Here is a 19195-nt window from a genome sequence, read left to right on the forward strand (position 1 = left end):
GGGGCCGGCCTGCGGGGCCGGGGAGCTGGGGGCTGGGGGGCTGCGGGGCCGGGGGGCTGGGGGGCTGGGCTGTCATCGGAACCGCTCCGCCGTCACGGTGCGTAGTCCGGGTCGGTCAGGTCGAGGGTGAGGACGGTGCCCCAGTCGTTGACGAAGTGCGCCAGCGGCCACTCGACGGACACCCGGAGGAACGGGTTGCCCTCGGTCGACGTCAGCACCCACACCAGCCGGCGCCGCCCGTCGAGCCGGGCGAGGAAGCCCTCGTCGCCCATGCCCCCGCTGCCGCAGCAGACGAACCCCCGCCCGTCCGGCAGCTCGGCCTCGCCGTCCACGCCGATCTCGTGCTCGTACCTGGGCTCCTCGACCTCGAACGGCTCGCCCAGCTCCAGGTGCAGCGAGCCGGGCCCGTCGAAGAACACCTCCCGCGCCGTTCCGTCCGCCCTGAACAGCCCGCCGTACGCCGGTATCTCCGACTTCGCCCACAGCTCCACGACCAGGTTCACGACCCCGTCCTCCCCCTCCGCACTGCCGGAGCATCCGATGCTATGCCGGTCAACGGCAAAGGCCCGGAAGCCAGTTGGCGTCCGGGCCTCGACCTGAGGGTGTTCGGAGGATGGTTCAGGAGGCGGTGCGGACCTCGGCCGTCGCACCGACCGGGGTGACCTCGACGAGTCCGGCCTCGCCGAAGGTCAGCTTGCAGGTGTCCGCCCGGTACGTGGCGACGCCCAGCGCCACCAGCCGGCCGGCCGCGGCGTACTGGGTGGTCATGACCAGGACCGGGGCGCCGGGCGGGCGCTCCAGCAGGGCGGCCTGCTCGGCCTCGGCGACGCCCAGCTCGACCGAGCGGGACTCGCCGTCCACCTCCAGGCGCTCCAGCTGGCGCAGCACCGAACGGGCGCGGTCGCTCTCGGCGCGGAAACCGGGCAGGTGCGGCAGGGCGGCGGCCGGAACGTGCAGCGCCTCGGTGGCCACCGCGCGGCCCTCCACCAGCCGGACCCGGCGCACGGTGTGCACGGTCGCACCCTCGGCGATGCCCAGGCCCTTGGCCAGCTGCGCGGAGGCGGGGGCGGTGGTGCAGTCGAGCGTCCGCCAGGACTGGCTGCGCGCGGCGCCGGGCCAGCCCTCCTCCTGCCGGTTGACCGGGACGCCGACGCGCGGGGCGGCGATCAGGGTGCCGATCCCCCGGCGGCGCACCAGGCGGCCCTCCAGCTCCAGCTGGTCGAGCGCCTGCCGCAGCGTGGCCCGGGCGACGCCGAAGCGGGCCGAGAGCTCGCGCTCGTTGGGCAGCACCTGACCGATGGAGAACTCCGAGTCGATGGCCCGCAGCAGCACCGTGCGCAGGTGCCAGTACTTCGGCTCCGGCACCGCAGAAAGCTGTCCTGTCGTCCCCACCGCGTCCTCCACCCTGATGCTGTCCGCCCTGAGACAAGGAGGGCGGATCCCGGGCCCACCGTCCGCAGTTGCGGCAGGTGGGAGAGCGGGCCTTTATCCGTCCTTCTTTATTAAAGGTCCTTGCAGTAAGTGACCCTAGGCGCTCCGTCCGAAGATGGTCAAGACCAATGGCGCGGCTTGATGGGACTGTCGCACATCTTCATGCCGCGTTCACGACAGGTCCTGTCAGTCACTGTCACCATCCACCTCCGCATCCACCTCCGCCGGAATCCCGGAGTCCACATTCCGCGGGGCCCGGCCACCCCGGCCATCGGCCCCGCGCGTCACGATTCGGGTCGGGAACGACCAGTCGGTAGGCTGCCCGGGTGATCGTGGTGACGAGTGTGAACGTGAACGGAATCCGGGCAGCGGCCAGGAAGGGCTTCGTCGAATGGCTGGCCGGCACCGAGGCCGACGTGGTCTGCCTGCAGGAGGTGCGCTCCGAGCCCGAGCAGCTGCCCGCCGAACTGCACGACCTCGACGGCTGGCACGCGGTCTGGGCCCCGGCCGCCACCAAGGGCCGGGCCGGCGTCGCCATCCTCTCCCGCGAGAAGCCGCAGCGCACGGTGATCGGATTCGGCTCCGAGGAATTCGACGATGCGGGCAGGTACGTCGAAATCGACCTCCCCGGCCTGACCGTCGCCAGCCTCTACCTCCCCTCCGGTGAAGTCGGCACCGAACGCCAGGACGAGAAGGAACGCTTCATGGCGGAATTCCTCGTCCACCTCACCGCCCTGCGCACCCGCGCCGCCGCCGACGGCCGCGAGGTCGTCGTCTGCGGCGACTGGAACATCGCCCACCGGCCCGAGGACCTCAAGAACTGGAAGGCCAACCAGAAGTCCGCCGGATTCCTCCCCGAAGAGCGCGCCTGGCTCTCCCGCGTCTACGACGAGGCCGGCTACGTCGACGTCGTCCGCGCCCTCCACCCCGACCGCACCGGCCCCTACTCCTGGTGGTCCTACCGCGGCCGCGCCTTCGACAACGACTCCGGCTGGAGGATCGACCTAATTATCGCTACTGGAATCCTCGCTAAGAAGTGCGTCGAGGCCTACGTCGAACGCGCCGCCACCCACGCCGAGCGCTGGTCCGACCACGCTCCCGTCACCGCAGTCTTCGACTTCGACCAACTCCATTAGTGCTAACGGAAGATGAAGCGCCCTGGTGAGGCCCCCTCAGTCACAGCCACATCCGACCGGGGCAGAACCAGGGCGCTCGCCTGCCCGCCACCACACCGAACACCACATGGCGGAGGTTCCACTGTTCGCAGCGGAGAGGCCGGACGCCGCTCGGAGAAACGACACGATTTGTAAAAAGTCGGCGGGTCGACCGCGATCGATCAAGGCCACCGACACCGGCCCCACCGTAGAGAAGGACCTGACCCGACCTGATCAGCACCCGCTTGCCGGGGCCGGGGCGTCGTGGACCAGGGCGCATCGGAGTCAGAGCTACTGCTTTAGGCCCTGTCCTGTCGATCATGCTGTGTTGGTGGGTACGGACGAGATGTCGATCACGAGGTAGCCCGCAGGAACTGCGTGCAGATGCCTCCGCGACCCTCGGCAGTGTAGAACGCGCGACCACCCAGGTTGACTTGGACTTGCGTGGTCCCATTCCGGCGGTATATGCCATAAGTGCGCCGGGAGCGGCGCGGGTTGGCTCATCCTTGCGATGGGTCGGTTGCTGGGGACGCCAAGCCCCCCTGTGGCGATTCCAGGGTATCTGTCCCTTCTGTTGGCTTTGGCCGTGCTAAGGATGTCAGCGTGCGAGTGACGCGGTTGCTCATCGAAGGGTTCAGGGGCTGGGAGCACCTCGATGTGCGTCCACGCGAGCATGTGCTGCTGGCGGCGGTTCCACGGGCCGGGCGGACAGACCTCCTGGCGGCGCTGGCGCGAGCACTGGACCCCAACTCCAGTCGCGGCGCGGCGCTTTCGGACTTGCATCAGAAGTGGGTCACTGATCCGGCGGCGGAGCCCGGCACGGACGCGGCGGAGCCCGAGACCGACGCGGCCGAGGACGTCCAGGAGGCTGCCCCTTCCCGCCGACTGGAGCGGGTGGCGGCGGCTCAGGTGGAGGTGACGCTCACCGATTTCGACGCGGACGTGCAGCAGCTCCTCGACGGGGTGCTTGAGCCACTGGAGCCGGACGGGCGCGCCAGCGCGGCCTCGGAGGCTCCCGCCGACGCCGCTCTGTGTGTGCGCCTGGCCTACCGCCTCACCTACGACGAGGCGGCGGAGTCCTTGGAATCGGTCGTCTACTTCCCGGCCCGCAGCAACCCGGAACTGGGCCAGTACCACCGTGTTCCTGCCTCCACGCGACGCGCGCTCCCGGTCGTGGTCCTGGATACGGGCCTGCCGTTGCAACTGCGCGCTGGCATGGGGTTGCGGCGGATCCTGGATGACCGCGACGCGAAGGCTGCGACCGCGGCGTTCGACATGCTGGCCCTGGCCGTCGAGGAGGCAGTGACCCAGCTGTCGGCGGACACCGCGATCACCGAGGCGGTCGACGCGGTCCTGGCCGTCGGAGGCGCCGGGACCCTCATCGGGGACACCCCGGTCACGGCGGAGCAGGTGGGCTTCCGAGCCGAGGACGGATCGGTGGCGGCCCTACTGCGGACCCTGCGCGCGGCGCTGCACCTCGACAACGGCGGGATGCTCGGGCTCGCCCAGCACGGCAGCACGGTCAGTGCCGTGTTGGCCATGGCGGAGGCGATGCTGCTGGCCACAGTGCCCGGCGCGGTGGTTCTGGCCGACGATTTCGGCGATCAGCTGGACGCCTCGGCGACCGAGCACCTGGCCTCGCTGCTGCGGAGCCGCTCCGGTCAGGTGTGGCTGTCCACGCGGCGCCCGGAGGCGGCGCGGGCGTTCGAACCCACGGAGGTGGTACGCCTGGTGCGGCACGGCGGTGTCCGCTCACACCACCAGTTCACCAAGATCACCGACCGCAAGGCGCTGAGCGCGATGCGGCAGTGGCACACACAGTTGCTGGCTGCGTTGACGGCGCCGGTGGTCGCGATCACCGAGGGGCCGCACGACGTGGCAGCGATCGGCATGGTGGACCGTCGCCGGCCTCCAGCCCAGCTTCCCCTGTCCGCCCATGGCGTCAGACTGGTCGCCGCCGGCACCGGCGGCGACGGCGGGACCAGCCAGATCCCTCGCATCGCCGACCTGGCACGGCAGCTGGGGTTCCGGGTCCTGGTCCTCATCGACCGCGACCGCGACAACCAGCAGACGACGGACGAGCTCACCAAGATCCAAGCCTCGTGCGACGTGGTGCTCCGGCTCCCCCTGGGAGCGGCCATCGAACGTGCCCTGGTCGAGGGGCTTCCCCTGCCCGAGGTCGCCGCCGCCAGCGCAGCGCTCACCGAGTACGGCATCCCCGACCCCATGAGCGGCGCGACGGACGAGTGGGCTGTGTCTAACCTGTGCAAGGTGATCCACAAGCAGGGGCTCCACGAGCAGTTCCTCGAGGCTCTCTACAGCGACGGCAAGGCGCAGCATCCACCGTTGATCCTCAACGCGCTCGCCGAACTCGCCCGGGCGGCGGACCCCGCGTACGACGGCCCGCAGGTGATCGGCCTGGCGCTTCCCAGCCAGCCGGCGGCCTCCTGATGACCTACGAGGCACGTAAGGACCAGCAGGACGTCATCGACAGCACGGCGCCGGTGGTACTGGTCACCGGCGGCGCGGGAACAGGCAAGACCGCCACCGCTGTGGCGGCCGCCCGCGCGCATCTGGAAGCGTCCGACCGGGACTTGGGACTCCTGCGCCAAAACGCTGCCCGCAGCGGGCAGCGCACCCAACTTCCGGCCGCTACCCGGGTGCTGTTCTTGTCGTTCTCCCGTACCGCGGTCGCGCAGATCATCGACCGCGCCGCAGGGGTGATCGGCCCGCTGCGCCCGCGAATGGAGGTCGCGACCTTCCACGGCTTCGCGTGGAGGATCATCAGCAGCTTCGGCGCCCACCACGGCTTCCCTCCCCCGCAGTGCGTCCTCAGTGAGGCCAACCGGCTCGTGCCTGGCGCCCCGCCCGGACTCACCTACAACCAGCTGATGCCCGCAGCCGCCGAGCTGCTCACGCTGCCCAAGGTGAGCGAGCACTACGCCGGCCGGTACTCCCTGGCGATCTGCGACGAATTCCAGGACACCGACGCCACCGAGTGGGAGTTCGTACAGCAGATCGCCCCCGGGGCACGGCAGATCCTGCTGGGCGATGTCAACCAGAGCATCTTCCAGGGGAGCTTCAAGCCCGGCGTGGACCCCGCCGCACGGATCGCGGCGGCCATGGCCCATCCGGGTGCGGTGCGGATCGACCTCGAACCGGCCAGCTACCGCGACCCCTCCGGCGTCCTTCCCGCCGCGGCCGAGGCCGCGCGCACGCGCGACTTCAGCAACCCCGCCTTCGGCGTGGCTGCCTCCCATGGCCGCCTGGCCGTCACCCGGTACACGAGCGGCTCCGGGTACGAACAGGTCATCGATCTGACCCGGGCCGCACGCGAGAAGGGGCACACGGTCAGTGTCTTCACCCACACGAACGTCGCGACGACGGCCTTGTCGGATGCCCTCACAGAGGCCGGCCTGGCCCACGAGCAGGTCGGCTTCACTGAGGCGCATGCCGAGGCGCTGTCCGCGCAACTGGCGCTGCTGCAGTACGCGCTGGGCGATGACGACGCACCGGTCAGACGGGCCCTGGCTGTTTACGTCACCGCCTGCCTGCGCAGCAGGAACCTGTCGGAGCTGGCTCGTCAAATGCTCAACCGCTCTAACACGGTGCTGGAATCCGCGTTTTCCGACCTCGCGCGAGACCTGCGCTCCGCCGGGGGCGCCGAACCGGACATCGCGCGTCTGGCGGGAATCCTCACGGGGGCATACGCCCGTATCGGCACCTTCCGCGGACAAGAGTCGTGGCTACAGGCAGCGTCCGAGACCCGGCGCGCCCTGCTTCTTCTCGACGAAGGACTCGGAATCGACGCCGTAGCCGCCCGACTGCGGGAAGTCCACGACGAGACCCTCGTCGGCTCCACTCGGCCGCGCCCGCACCCCATCCAGGTGATGAACCTGCACCAGACCAAGGGACGCGAGGCCGACACCACCATCCTTCTACTCGGCGACGACGAGTACTACGGCCCCGAGGGCGAACCCTTTCCGAGCGGTTCCCGGTTGCTGTACGTCGTCATGACCCGCGCCCGCGAGCAAGCCCACCTCGTCGTTCCGGCCCAGACCCACCCTCTGTGGGCTCCGCTCATCGCCGCCTTGGAGTAGGCGACAGGGCAGCAAGCCCACCGCACGCCCACTCCACACTGGCCTGGATCGCGAACATGTTGGCGACGAGGAAGTCGCGTTTGACGGCGACGGCGTCGATGCCGTCGTCGAGGCGCCCTTCTCGGTGCTCGCCAGCGCACACCCGACCCCGGAACAGAAAGCCCCATGGGTGGACGCAGCGGTGTTGATCTTGACGCAAAGGAGACGCGGCGAATCTGCCACCAAGAAGCACAGGCAGCTGTCCCCAGAAGCACAGCTTCCCCCCGTTAACGCTGACAGGCCATCAGAATACCTCTGAGCTCGGCTTTTCTCGGATCGACGCCAGTGGCAGCCAGACTGTGCTTCCGGTGATAGTTTCACTGCGCCCCACATAAGCCAGGCAAGGCGCCATACCCACCCCGCATACCGCGATCACCACGTGCTGCCAGCACACCGCCCACCGTCTCGGCATGGGCCTTGGCGGTTAGCCCGCCCCCATCCGCATATCTCACACACCATCGGATACAGCCACCGCTTCAGGTTCATCAGGCACTTCGCCCGGATTCACCTTGACGAGCCGAGGTCAGTAACGCCTCTGGCAGGGTTGTGCCTCAGCAACCGAGGGGTCACAGCAGGCGCAGTGACATCACCCCACTGCGGGTGCGCACCAGGACGTGGTGCTCGTCACTGATGAGCAGACCCGTGATCCACGAGCCGATGTGAACGGTCAGACGGCAGTCGGACGAGGCACTGTCGAAGACTCGCAGCCTCCGGTCGGTGTCCGCTGTCACCATCACCAAGCGGTCGTCGACCTCAATGGCAGCCAGATGGCGCGTACTCAGGCTCGGATTCGACCACCGGTGAAGTTCATCCCCCTTGAGGGCGTCGAGGACGACCAGGGGCCCCTCCGGCTCGGCGAAGCACAACACGGGACTGCCGCGCCACCAGGTCAGCAAGCTGAGCTCCGACACCCGAGCCGCTGGGTGTGAGTGGATGGTAGGAGTTCGGGTGCCGTCGTACTGAATCACCGATCCCCCAGCGGCGAGCAGGATGCCCAACTCCCGCTTGGCCAGAATGGAGAAGGAAGCCGATACCGAGAAGTGGCCATCTCCGTCGAATACCCTGCAGACCAACTTGGGCCTGCTGTCCCAGAGTTCAAAGCGGTTAAGGAAACAGCACACGAGAAATTCCTGGCCGTTCCAGGGAATCAGTTCAGCGCCCAGGGCAAACCTGCCGAGGTCGCCAGTAAGGGTGACGGCTTCGTCCGTCGCAGCGTTGTACCGCACCAACTTTCGTCTGCCACGCGGCATCGGTGGACCGACCAGCACAGGGGGCAGTTCTGGGTGTGTGGCAAGCCGGCCGCCGATCAGGCGCACCGATAACCCGGTGCCCTGCGCTCCTGTTGCCGGATCCAGGAGCCGCAGGCCGGTCCGTGTACCGAGCAGAACATGCTGCCGCCCGTCGATCCTGGTCAGTGCGAACGGAACAGCTTCGGGGTCGGAGACCGGGCTGCGTTGCCGGTACCGGTCCTCCACGACAGCAGTCGGCTCCCACACCTGGATGAACGTGGCCAGGTCGTCGACGGTGACCACGGCGGGACGAGTGGTTGACTCCAGAGGTAGGACTTGGCGGTACGCCGACTGATCGACATCGACCAGCACCCGAGGGTGACCGGCAGCGTCGACGCTGCGCAGTCGGCAGTCGTTCCGGTTGTACCAGTAGTGCGGTCCATCGTCCCGGAACGCCATCGCAGCGCCTCGTACTCTCGCATGCACCCGCATCGTCCGGATCCGCCCCCGCTGCGAGACGACGGTTCCACCGCGGTTAGACGCCAGATGCGACAGGACCACGTGCACGGTCCCGTTGTGCACGCGCAGTTCCTGAATCTCGTGCTCGCGATGACTGAGCCGGTCCGTCCGGCGGGTTCTCCCGGTGACCAGGTCTACGGACCACACCTCCAACTCGGCGTGCTGGGTGTGATTGCGCCCCCAGCCGACTGCTGCGATAGCGACGGTCAGTTCGCTGCCCTGACAGGCCGCTGCCACCCGCCGGAGGTGCGGGGCGCGACGGCTCGGGAAGGTCGGGTCGATCGTGCAGATGGCCCGGCCGACAGCCAGATCGACCACCTCGATCCGATCAGGCTCGAGCAGGACACCTATCGGACCATCTGGGCCGGCGGACATGGCGATCTCGACCGCCCCGGTCCGCAGAGCAGGGCCGAGGGGCCTACCGGTATCCAGGTCCCAGCCCTGTGCCTGGCCCTCCCCCAAGGTCATGACCAGCGGGCCATCGCTGTCGTGCGGAACCGTGAGTCGCACGAACCAGCCAGGAATCGGTGCCCGCACGGCCACGCCGGAGGCAAAGTCCCACACTTGCACGCCCTGCACCAGGCCAGCGGTCACAATCACCGTCTGCCCATCGAGGACCCGCTCGGCGGCACCCGTCACGGAGTGAGGCGACCAACCGATGGTCCGGTGCGGCCGACTGGGCAGCGCCCACCGAGTGCCCCAGCGGCGGCTGGGCACCCGCGCTCGGACGGCAGCCGCGAGCGACCGTGCATCGTGTTGGACGGCGGCCAGTTCCAGGAGCGCTGCTCGCTCTGATAGTTCGTGGGTACCGAGCAGCATCGCCGCACTGGCCTGATAGACCCGCCGCGCAGCCAGTGCCGATGGCGAGCGCACCGAGTCCAGGGCTGGCAACAGAGCTGCATGATCAGCTGCTAGCAGGAACAGCGGGTCCGTGGCCAGCTCGTCCAGCAGCCCGGCAGCTGCCGCGTGAGTGGCCAGATGAGCGCGGATGTACGGGTCAGCCGCCATCCAGTCCGGGCCGCTGCCGTCAAGCGCGGGTGGGACCAGCGCCACGAGCGCGCGGCTCAGCTGGGCCTGGGCATCCTGTGAGGCAGCGGCCCGCAGTTCGTCGGCGAAGGCCTCGTGGTACAGCCGGTAGACCGAGCGGCCGAGTGGATCGAGGGCTTCGGTCAGATAAGAGCCAGCCGCTGCCACCAGCTCCGCGATCTCCTCACCCCTGACCGATCTGCCCAGGACGGACGAGGCCAGAGCCGGCCAGACGGTCCCCCACGGCAGACCCCGGCCCTGGGCGAAGGCGATCGGGGTCAGCATTGCGCGGGCGGTGCGCTCGTCCGGGCCAAGCTGCTCGCGAAGCGCCCAGCTGATGACCGCACCGAGGCCGCCGCTCGGCAGCTCGACCGGCGGCGCGCTGGGCGGGCGGTGGGCCAGGGTCCGGGCCATCAGCCGGACGGCCAGGTAGTTGCCCTCGGCCTGGGTGGCGACCTGAGCGGCCAGTGACGGGTTGAGCGGTCGACCGTGGCTGCCAGGACCATCCGGTGCGGTGAGCAGCAGTCCTGCGTATGCGGCCAGGTCTTCCTGGGTCGACCACCGCGGGTCGTCCAAGTCCAGGACCCAGAACTCGGGGCCGGCCAAGTCGACCAGGTGTGGGCGAGTACCTACCAGTAGTCGTACGGATGGCATTGCGGCCAGCGGACGTAGCAGAGAGAACAGCAGCGGCCGCACCTCTGACGGGACAGCCTCGTCCAGGCCGTCGATCACGAGGTCGAGCGGCTCTCCCGACACTGCAATGGCGGACAGCACGTCTTGCAGCGTGCGCGGCGCAGGCAGGACAAGGTGGTCACCGAGCAGGTCGACCAGGTCGGCCAGCGAGAGATTCCGGGCCTGGAAACTGACGGTGATCGCGCCGTCCCGGGCCAGGCGGGAAAGCAATGCCGATTTGCCGACGCCAGGGGAACCAGTGACCAACACGCCGTATTCGGGGTGCGACAGGCGTCCACGGCGAGCCAGCCATTCGCCGAGCACGGTGAGAGCTGCTGTGCGGCCGGTGAAGTAGTCGTGGCGTCGCGGCGATTCGAAGCGGTACCGGTTAGCCGGGGAGGGTCGTTCAACGAGCACACTCGCAGGTGACTCCAGCTCCGGCACACGCGCCCCTGCTGCTGACAGCTCCGACAGCTCATTCGCCAGCAGGCGCTCCAATTCGAGCACCCGCTGTGCCCACTCCGACTCTCGCCGAACTGTCTGGCTTGCCCATGCCCGCTGCTCGGCCAAGTCCACTTCGGGCGGCAGGTCCGGCACGTGCCGAGGATTGGGCATGAAGGCGAATGTGCCGTCCCCGGACATGTAGTACTCCGCGCGCTGCAGTGCGCCACGCGCCAAGAGCTCGCTGTTGACCCGCCTCACCACCTCTTCCAGTGCGAGCCTGGCCTGTCGTGGGCCGCCCAGGCCCGGGTCGGCCACCGCAGCCGTCAGTGCCTGGGCGAACAGCCCGTCTTCGGCCTGTTCCCGCGGGCGGGCGGCAGCGATTACCGCGAACCCGTCCAACGCCTCGGGGCCGCCGGCTGCCAGTCGGAGCGTCAGGTCGCGGGTCAGTGCCTTGACTCCCTGTGTCGCACCGAGCCCCGCGTAGCAGGTGTCGATCACCACCAGCAGGTGGCGTACGCCGCTGCGCCCGAAGAGAGTGACCAGATCCTCAGTCTCAAGTGCGAGGTCCGGATCGCCGAACTCACTGTCATGGCAGAGCAGATAGTGGTGGCCGTCGTCGCTGCGCTCGCCGTGGCCACTGTAGTAGACCACCAGTGCGTCCCCGCTGCGCGATTCCGCACGCTTCCAGCGGATCAGGCGTTCGAGCAGCTCATTCCGGTCGAGGTCGAGCAGGCGCAGTGCCGACCCGTACTGCATGCTGGCGAACACCTCGGTGACCTGGTCGAGGTCGCCCGGGACATGCGGCAGTTGTTCGATCTCTTCGTCACGGTAGCGGGCGGTGCCGGCAGTGATGACGAACCGGCGGGCCACCTCGGTCACCCGTGCAGTCCCGCCGCGATGGCCGCACCGGTCTCCACGGCAGTCAGGTGGTGCTCGACCGCGTGGGCCTGCCAGCCGTTGTCCACCAAAAGGTCGGTGACCTGGCTGCTGCCGACAAGTGGCGCGAGTGCCTTCACCAGTGCGACCACGTCATAGCGGTCACAGATGTTGGTCCAACTCTCGGCGCTCCCCGGCCATGTGATCAGGCCGTCCACTGGCGCCGGCAGCAGCCGCTCGCGCACCAGGTGCGGGATGCCCAGAGGCGACCCCAACGTCACCAACGTTCGCACGTTCCACTCGGGATGGGCGCACAACGCCTCATAGGCCACCACCGACCCAAGGGAATGGCCGACGAGCACCCGGGTGTCTGGAGTGACGGCGGCGGCGATCTCCGCCTGGACCCGCCCACGCAAGGCGGGATCGTTCAGGTAGCGAGTCACCTGGCGCAGCACACCGAGCATGAACTGCTCCCCGACGCCGGCCAGGAACCGGGACTGGCACACGGCGTGCAAGGCGTGTTGGACGGTCAGCGGAGTGCGTGCCTTCAATCCGGCCCGTCCGTTGGCGGCCGGCACCCGGTCCGGTTCCTCGTTGGCGGCCGACTGCCACAGTGCGGCTAGCAGCGCCTGTTCGTCCTCGGTCAACGCATCAGGGTCGTGCCAGGTCTCGCCCTTGCCGTTTGAGGGTCGGAAGACATGGCCGTAGAAGGCCACCGCCACGTCCTCGGCGGCCAGCGACGGGCCTCCCGCAAGACGCACCCCGTCGGCTGCAGCTGCCGCAATCCCGCCGTGCATCGTCCTCGGCCCCAGATACTGCTTGGCGATCCCGTGTACGAAGACCACGGCTGCCAACGTCCCACCCCCACGGTTGAACTGATATCTACGCCAGGCTACTGCGCTCCTCGGCCAGGCCATGGACGCCGGTCGGCTGGCAGTGTTCTACACCGACGTCACGCTCGACCCCGAGCTATGGGACTTCGACGGCACCCACCTGATCATCGTCGGCGCCCCGGTGTGGGTGCGCATGGCCAGTCCACGTGCAGGACACCATGATCGTGTTACGAGCTCTCAGCGATAGCAAAGCCGGTGGACCTGATCGGGGCCTTCGTCGCGGTTTGGTCACTTCAGCGCCAGCAGGGTGGTCGACGGTGGAGAATGCTGCCGACATGAGTGATCTGACTGCCGCGCACCGCGGGTACGAGTACCAGGACTTGATGGAGGCAGGCCGCGTCGTCGACCTGCTGCTCGGCGGGATCGCCAGGGTCCATGTCGATGAGAAGCTGGTGGCGGACGATCGCTTCGACGACCTCACGGTGATCAACGCGGACAGATCCCGTGAGCGGACGCAGTTCAAGCACTCGGACGAGGAAGGCCCCCTCGGCTACGCCACGTTCACGACCGACAATCGCGGGCTGATGCTGGACCGCCTCGTGGCGGCTGCCGTCGCCGACCGGGACGGCCCCGGGGCGGGCGCCACCGCGCACCGGTTGCGCATCGTGATGCGCGACGCACCTCCGGACGATGCTGTACTGAACGCGGTGATGGTGCCAGCCCGCTCCTCTGACGTGCCATTCCTGGCGGGGATGAACACCACACTGCTGCGGTTCGACGCGGAAGCCCTCTGGCGAGGGTTCGACCTGCCCGCGCGGGGCCGACGCAAAGCGGGCAACGTCTTCGGGTTCCTGACCGGCGGTGACACGGCTGTGTCCAAGCAGGACCTGGAATGGCTGTGCGAGCACCTGGTGGTGGAAGTCGGCGCGCCGGCCATGACGACGGACCTCCTGCAGCCAGGGCCGGCCGAACAGCTTCTCCTCCAACGGGTGCGCGGCGAGCTCGGCGCGGGGATCTACCCCAACGAGGGACGCTCACCGGTGGATGTCGCCGAGGCGCTGATCCGAACGGTCCGCTCCGCACGGCAGCGCGGAAGCGAGATGACACCCCGCGAGCTAATGCGCCAGGCCCAACTGCGCAGCGACCTCGGCGCCGTCGTGCGCGCGAACCCTGTCGACCGCGCTCTGGAAGTGGCCAGGCCCGCCACGGTCGGCGTCCTGGCGGAAGCGGCCGGGACAGCGGCAGCCGACGGGGGAGTCCTGCTGGTCACGGGCCCTCCGGGACAGGGCAAGTCCTGGGCGTGCCAGCAGCTGGTCGACCAACTCACCGGTGACGGATGGCTGGTCGCCGAGCACTACTGCTACCTCGGCGACGCCGACGGCGACCAGCTGACCCGGGTGGTCACCGAAACGGTCTTCGGCAGCCTGCTGGGCCGGCTGGCCGAGTCGGACCCCGACCTCGTCCAGGAGCAGCGCCCTCGTTTCGCCGCCGATGCGCAAGCACTGACGACGGCGGTGGACACCGCTCTGCGCAAGGACCCCACCCGGCGCGTGGCGCTCGTCGTGGACGGACTGGACCACGTCACCCGCGTACAAGGAGGAAGGACCAGGAGAGCCGATCCGTCCCTGGCTCTCGCCGCGGTCCTCGGCTCGCTGCCCCTTCCGCCCGGCAGCGTCCTCATCGTCCTCAGCCAACCCGGAAACCACCTCGTCCCCCTCCAGGACACGGGGGCGGCTTCCGTCTCCGTGCCGCCACTGACCGCGCACGAGTGCCGCGCCGTCGCCCAGCGACTCAAACTCGTCCCGGCGGCGGACGACGAGCGCACCGAAGCGCTCCTGACCGACGACCGCGACGTGACCGACTTCCTGGACGCGCTGCAGGAACGCTCGGGCGGAAACGCCCTGTACGCGACGTACCTCTGCCGCGAGGTCGCCCTCCGGCCGGAGACGATAACGAAAGCCGCGGCAGTGGTGCGGGCGCTCCCTGCCTACCAGGGATCGTTGGAGGGCTACTACAACCACCTCTACGACACCCTCGGCGCGGAAGCCGACGTCGTCGCGGACATTATCGCCCTGCTCGGCGTGTCCGTCACCCGCGAGGAGCTCGGGCAGATCATCCCGGACCGGGCGCACAGGATCGACGACGCGCTGAAAGTGCTGGCCCCGGTACTCTCCGGGACGGCCGGACCCGGCGAAATCCGCGTCTACCACGAGTCATTCGCCCGCTACCTGCGCCTGGGCTACGACAACGACCCTGGGGCCCTGGAATCGACGCTGGCGCTGATCGCCACCTGGCTGACCGGGAAGGGACTGTTCGACGACCCGCGGGCCTTCCGCCGTCTCCTGCAGATCCTCGCCGAAGCGGGACGCGATGCGGAGGTACTCGACCACATCGGGCGGGACTTCGTCGCCCGTGCTGTCGCCACCGCCCACCCGGCCTCGGCGATCAGGGACAACCTGGCCACCGGCGTGCGCTGTGCCGCCAGGACAGCGAATTGGCCCCTCGTCGTGCGCTGTGTCGAACTGGCGAGGGCCGCGCAGACGTTCGAGTTCGAGCGCTTCGACTCGGACCTGGTGGAATTCGCCGACGTGCCGATCGCCTTGATGGGGGCTCAGACGCTGGCGGATCGGCTCCTGCACGACGGGCGGACCGTCATGCCCGCCCGGGCGGGTCTGCAGATGTGCGCCGTCCTCGACGAGGCAGGTGCCGTGGCACCGTGGCACGCGTACATGATGACGCACGACCACGAGGCGGAATCGGACAACACCTCCTACGGGGCGGAGTCCGACCGGGCCGTCGAACTGGCATACCTGCGTGGCCGGTTGCGCCTGTCGGCGACCGATCAGGGGACAGGGGAGGAGCCGCAGGAGGACGGGCCCGGCCGGCCGGTGTCGCTGGACCGCATCGCTGAGTGGTTCGACGAACGGGGTGACCAGGCGGCGGCAGACGCCGTCGTTAAGACGCTCCTCGACACCGTCGGCATGGAGGCCGTCACCGACCTGGTGCCGCGCCTTGAGACGGGCGGCCCGGTATGCCTCGCGCTCGCCGAGCAGATCGCCGCAGGCGCGGTGCCCGAGGCGGCGGGCAGCGCCGCGGACTGGGCGCAGAAGGCCGCCGACCTGGGATATGTGATGGGAACGGCGCAACGGCTGCTCGCGCTGGGGGTCGTCGCCGCCGATCTTGCCGCAGGCCTTGCGGCAGACGAGACTTCGACGGCCCGCGACGCCTTGTTTTCCTTGACATACAACGTACAGAACGAACAGGTCCGGTGGGGTCCCGTGGCCGTGGCCAGGTGGCTCGACGCGCTGGCGGTCACGGCACGGACCGACCCCATCGCCCTGGACGCGGCACCTTCTCTCGTCCAGGGGCCCGGCTGGTACCCCTGCTGGCTGCGGTTCGCGATCGCCCTCGCCCGCGCCGAAGCCGCCGAAACACCCACCCGGTCCGGCCTGGTCATCGAAGCCCTCGGGCTCCTGACCGCAGACCTCGGCCGCTTCACCGGCAAACCCCGCGCCTGCGACCTCTACCCGATCCATCCGCTCATTGAAGAGTCGGTACGCCGAGCGGCTGCCCTCGTGTCCGACCAGGACTGGCCACAAGCGTGGAAGACCCTCATCCACGTCAGCCGGGAAATCAGCGTCAGCGTGCGCGGCGAGATGGGCGGACCGCTGCCGGCCGACACTCTCCTGACGATTGCCGTCGAGCACACCACGCCCGCACGGCGGGCAGGCGTTGACGAAGCCGTCCGCAACGAGTTCCTGCAGCAGGCCGGCGGACGCTTCTACAGCGACCTCGCCCGCTACCGTCTCATCCACGCGCGTCTCGCCCTCATCGCCGACGACCTCGTCGAGGCGGAGGAACTCTGGCTGGCGGCCTGCCGCTTCCTGGTGGCCTACGGCTGGCACAAGGACAACACCGTCTACGAGGTCCTGGATCCGCTGCCCGCCCTGGTCGCTGCGGATCCGGCCCGGGGGCGGGCGCGGGTGGCGCGCATCCAGCCGCTGTGCGAACGCCTTGTCCTTCACACGGACGGCAAGGAGACCAACACCGCCCGTCCGCGGTGGTGGAGCGTCCTGGCCGGGGCAGACCCCGCGGCCCTTGCCGATCTCGCAGCCGCCGGCCTGCTCAGTGACTGCAACGGCCCGAATACCCTCCTCCACGGCGCCCGAGAAGACCTCTGGCGCGCGTGGAGCGACACTGCCGACCCGGTCGCGGCAACCGCGCTCCGCATCACCTTGGACAGCCCGCTCCTCCAAGCCGACGCCGCACTTCTGGACCGGCTCGCCCGGACAATCGGCCCCTCCACGCCCGACGACGTTCCACAACTGCTGCGCCTCGCACTGAGCAGGGCCGACGAGCGGCAAGCGAACCGCGACTCCTCCACCGACGAGACCAGGCCGACCGACGCGCAGCTTGTCGCGGAACTCAACGCCGTCGCCGAACGCATCGGCGCCCCGCAGCTCACCCCCCTGCCCGAACCACTGGTCACCGACGAGTCCCAGAGCCTCCGCAGCACACCAATCCCCGCGCAGCCGGCCGCTCCGCCGCCGACCTCACCTGCCGCCTTGTCGCCCGCGCCCTCCGAGCCGGTCGGCCTGATCCGGGTACTGCGCGCATGGCACCTGAGCCCGTACGGGGCCGGCGCACCACAGCACACGCTCGAACAGATGACAGACCTCGTCGGCGACGGCCTGCTCGACCTGATCACCCGAGGACAGACTGACGAGGCCGCACAAGTCCTGCGCGCCATCGCGGGCCCCTTCGATTTCCGGGACGGCCCGCTCCTGCTGCGCCAACTCGCGGACAAGCTCCACCAGAACGGCCACGACACTCTCGCCGCCGAAGCCTACGCACTGACCTGGGTACGCACCCGCGGACAAGGCGGATGGCTGAACTTCGGAGGCGAGACAGCTCTCGACGCCCTTCGCACGGCCTCTCAACTCGACCCCGCCCTCACCCACCGCGTCATCACCGAAGAGGTCGAAGCAGTGGTGGGCGCTGGCCGGTACGGGACCCACGGCATCACCCAGGCACTGGTCTTCGCCTTCGCCCACCAAGCCCTCGGCCTGCCCCCAAACGGCTCTCTCGACCTGGCCTTCGCCCTTTGGGACGAAGCCGCAACGATCATCGAGAACAGAGCACCCCGCGTCCACGACAGCGACGACCCCCAGCACCCCTACCGCGCCCCTGACAACGACAACGGCACCCCCGCACCCGGCGATCTCGATCGCGCCTTCGCGACCGCGGCACTGGCCGCAGTTGCACACGCGGACCGGGAAGGCAAACGCCGCGCGATGGTTGCGACGCGGTCCCTGATCACGCTGCGCCCCGAAGCCACGGCACCCGCCATGGCCCTCGCACTGGAGCAACTCTCCGATCCGGCGACCCTGATGTGGCTGCTGTGCCTCCTCCATGAGCAGGGCGCCGCAGCCCAACTCGTCGTGGACCACTGCCAGCACGCACTCGAAGCACTGGCCCGCGGACCGCTGCTCACCGTCCGCGCCCTCGCCCGCCGGCTGCTCACCGATGCGGCCGACGTGCCCTTGGGACCCTCGGATCCGGCAGCGCTTACCCCGCTGAGCAGCCTGTGGACCTCCGCTGCGCAGGAAGACAGCCAGAAAGACCACTTCGTGAAGGGGATGGTCGCAGAAGTGGCCCGCGCGCGGCTGAACGAAGCCGAGCAACTGCAGTCCGGGCTGATCCGAGCGGTCCTCGCCAAGGTCCGCCGCGAGCTCGACACCGAGCGCACCATCGAGAGGAACAAGGCCCTGCACCGCGCCAACCGCAGTGCCGACGAGGACGAGCTGCCCGACGCCTACCTCGCCCTCGAAGAGACCATCGAAGAGACGATCCAGACGGTGGCGGCGGGCAGCCGCGCGCACAGACTCTCGCAAGGCCTGGGGACGAGCGACCCGGCCGTCTGGGAGGACCAGCTGGCCGCCGTACTCACAGACCACCCTCGCATCCCGCTGGCCTTCGAAGTAGCACGCTGGCCGCGCCCCGACCTCCGGCTGCCACCCGGCCCCGACGACCCGTCCGACCCGGACACCCCGACGGTTGCAACAACCACCGAGACCACTTCCACACGGCCCCTGGCGCAAGCCGCCGTCCTCACCGGACAGACCCTCCCGGGCTGGCGCATCCTCGCTTCCGTGGAGGAACGCAAGTTCCTGTCACCGGACACTCGCACAACCGGCCTGACCGTCGTGACCTGCTCAGGCCCGGAAGTGACCGACACCGGGAATCAGCAGAGCAGCACCTTCCCCTTCGCGAAGGGAGACCTCGAGGAGTGGTCCCGACGGCCGGGGCAGCACCCCGCCGCTGACACCCCGACGGCCACAGCGCTCCTCGGCCTCGACCGCGCCATGACCGCCGCCGCAGACGCCGCCCAAGGCCTGGGGCTGCCCGGCTTCGCACTGACACCCACCCCGTGGCTGCGGGCCGCACTGTGCCTGACATCCGGAGGCCCGCTGACACTGGACGACGACCATGGTCCGGCCCTGCGGCTCATCTGCTGGCGCGCCGAGTACGAGCGGAGCGCCTACCGCTTGCCGTGGCCACGGACGACCGGCTGCGCAGTCGTGATCCGCCCCGACCTGCTGGACGTCCTGTCCGAACGGGCCTCCGCGCCGATCGTCATCCGAGACACCGTCATACGGCTGGAAGCGGAGCAATGAGGACACCATGGTCGGAAGGAACGGCACCCGGTACCAGGTAACGAGGCCGACCCTTCGATGCCGGGGCCGGGGAGGGGGAGGTGGCTTCGTTCCCGTCCCTCTCGTTCCTCTTCTTGTGGGTGTAGTGGCCCCACGCGCGTTTTGCTAGCCAACCCCAGCCCCACCCTCGCCTTTTTTCCCTTCTCCCCCTCCGTT

At 69.2% G+C, this 19195-nt stretch carries 8 protein-coding genes; 4 read left to right on the top strand and 4 right to left on the bottom strand.

Going from position 1 to position 19195, the window contains the following annotated elements:
* Positions 1 to 92: 92 nt before the first annotated feature.
* Both ACFVGO_RS09240 and ACFVGO_RS09245 read right to left on the bottom strand, forming a co-directional pair.
* The gene (locus ACFVGO_RS09240) at positions 93 to 503 is read right to left on the bottom strand and encodes a hypothetical protein (RefSeq protein ID WP_380631237.1); all 411 of its coding nucleotides are present in this window, start codon (positions 501 to 503) and stop codon (positions 93 to 95) included.
* Between the two features lie 115 nt (positions 504 to 618).
* Positions 619 to 1392: a GntR family transcriptional regulator gene (locus ACFVGO_RS09245; RefSeq protein WP_359899721.1), complete on the bottom strand. Its 774-nt coding sequence runs from the start codon at positions 1390 to 1392 to the stop codon at positions 619 to 621.
* 365 nt (positions 1393 to 1757) lie between these two features.
* Between ACFVGO_RS09245 and ACFVGO_RS09250 the strand changes: the two genes are divergently transcribed.
* The 3 genes from ACFVGO_RS09250 to ACFVGO_RS09260 all read left to right on the top strand — a co-directional run bounded on the left by ACFVGO_RS09250 (position 1758) and on the right by ACFVGO_RS09260 (position 6685).
* Positions 1758 to 2567: an exodeoxyribonuclease III gene (locus tag ACFVGO_RS09250; RefSeq protein WP_380631238.1), complete on the top strand. Its 810-nt coding sequence runs from the start codon at positions 1758 to 1760 to the stop codon at positions 2565 to 2567.
* Between the two features lie 621 nt (positions 2568 to 3188).
* A complete protein-coding gene (locus ACFVGO_RS09255) occupies positions 3189 to 5036 on the top strand; it encodes a hypothetical protein (RefSeq protein WP_380631239.1) in 1848 nt (615 codons plus the stop codon).
* Complete coding sequence (locus ACFVGO_RS09260) at positions 5036 to 6685, top strand: UvrD-helicase domain-containing protein (RefSeq protein ID WP_380631240.1); 1650 nt, start codon at positions 5036 to 5038, stop codon at positions 6683 to 6685. The genes ACFVGO_RS09255 and ACFVGO_RS09260 overlap by 1 nt, the downstream gene beginning before the upstream one ends.
* Positions 6686 to 7290: 605 nt before the next feature.
* On the opposite strand, the gene ACFVGO_RS09265 is transcribed toward ACFVGO_RS09260, so the two are convergent.
* Together ACFVGO_RS09265 and ACFVGO_RS09270 are read right to left on the bottom strand one after the other, a co-directional pair.
* Entirely contained in the window at positions 7291 to 11493 is a 4203-nt protein-coding gene (locus tag ACFVGO_RS09265; protein WP_380631241.1) for a caspase family protein, read from the bottom strand.
* Entirely contained in the window at positions 11490 to 12335 is an 846-nt protein-coding gene (locus tag ACFVGO_RS09270) for a hypothetical protein (RefSeq protein WP_380631242.1), read from the bottom strand. The genes ACFVGO_RS09265 and ACFVGO_RS09270 overlap by 4 nt, the downstream gene beginning before the upstream one ends.
* Positions 12336 to 12658: 323 nt before the next feature.
* Between ACFVGO_RS09270 and ACFVGO_RS09275 the strand changes: the two genes are divergently transcribed.
* Entirely contained in the window at positions 12659 to 19000 is a 6342-nt protein-coding gene (locus ACFVGO_RS09275) for an AAA family ATPase (protein WP_380631243.1), read from the top strand.
* The last annotated feature ends 195 nt before the right edge of the window (positions 19001 to 19195 follow it).

Source organism: Kitasatospora sp. NPDC057738, assembly GCF_042798815.1.
GTDB classification, from domain to species: domain Bacteria; phylum Actinomycetota; class Actinomycetes; order Streptomycetales; family Streptomycetaceae; genus Kitasatospora; species Kitasatospora lactacystinica.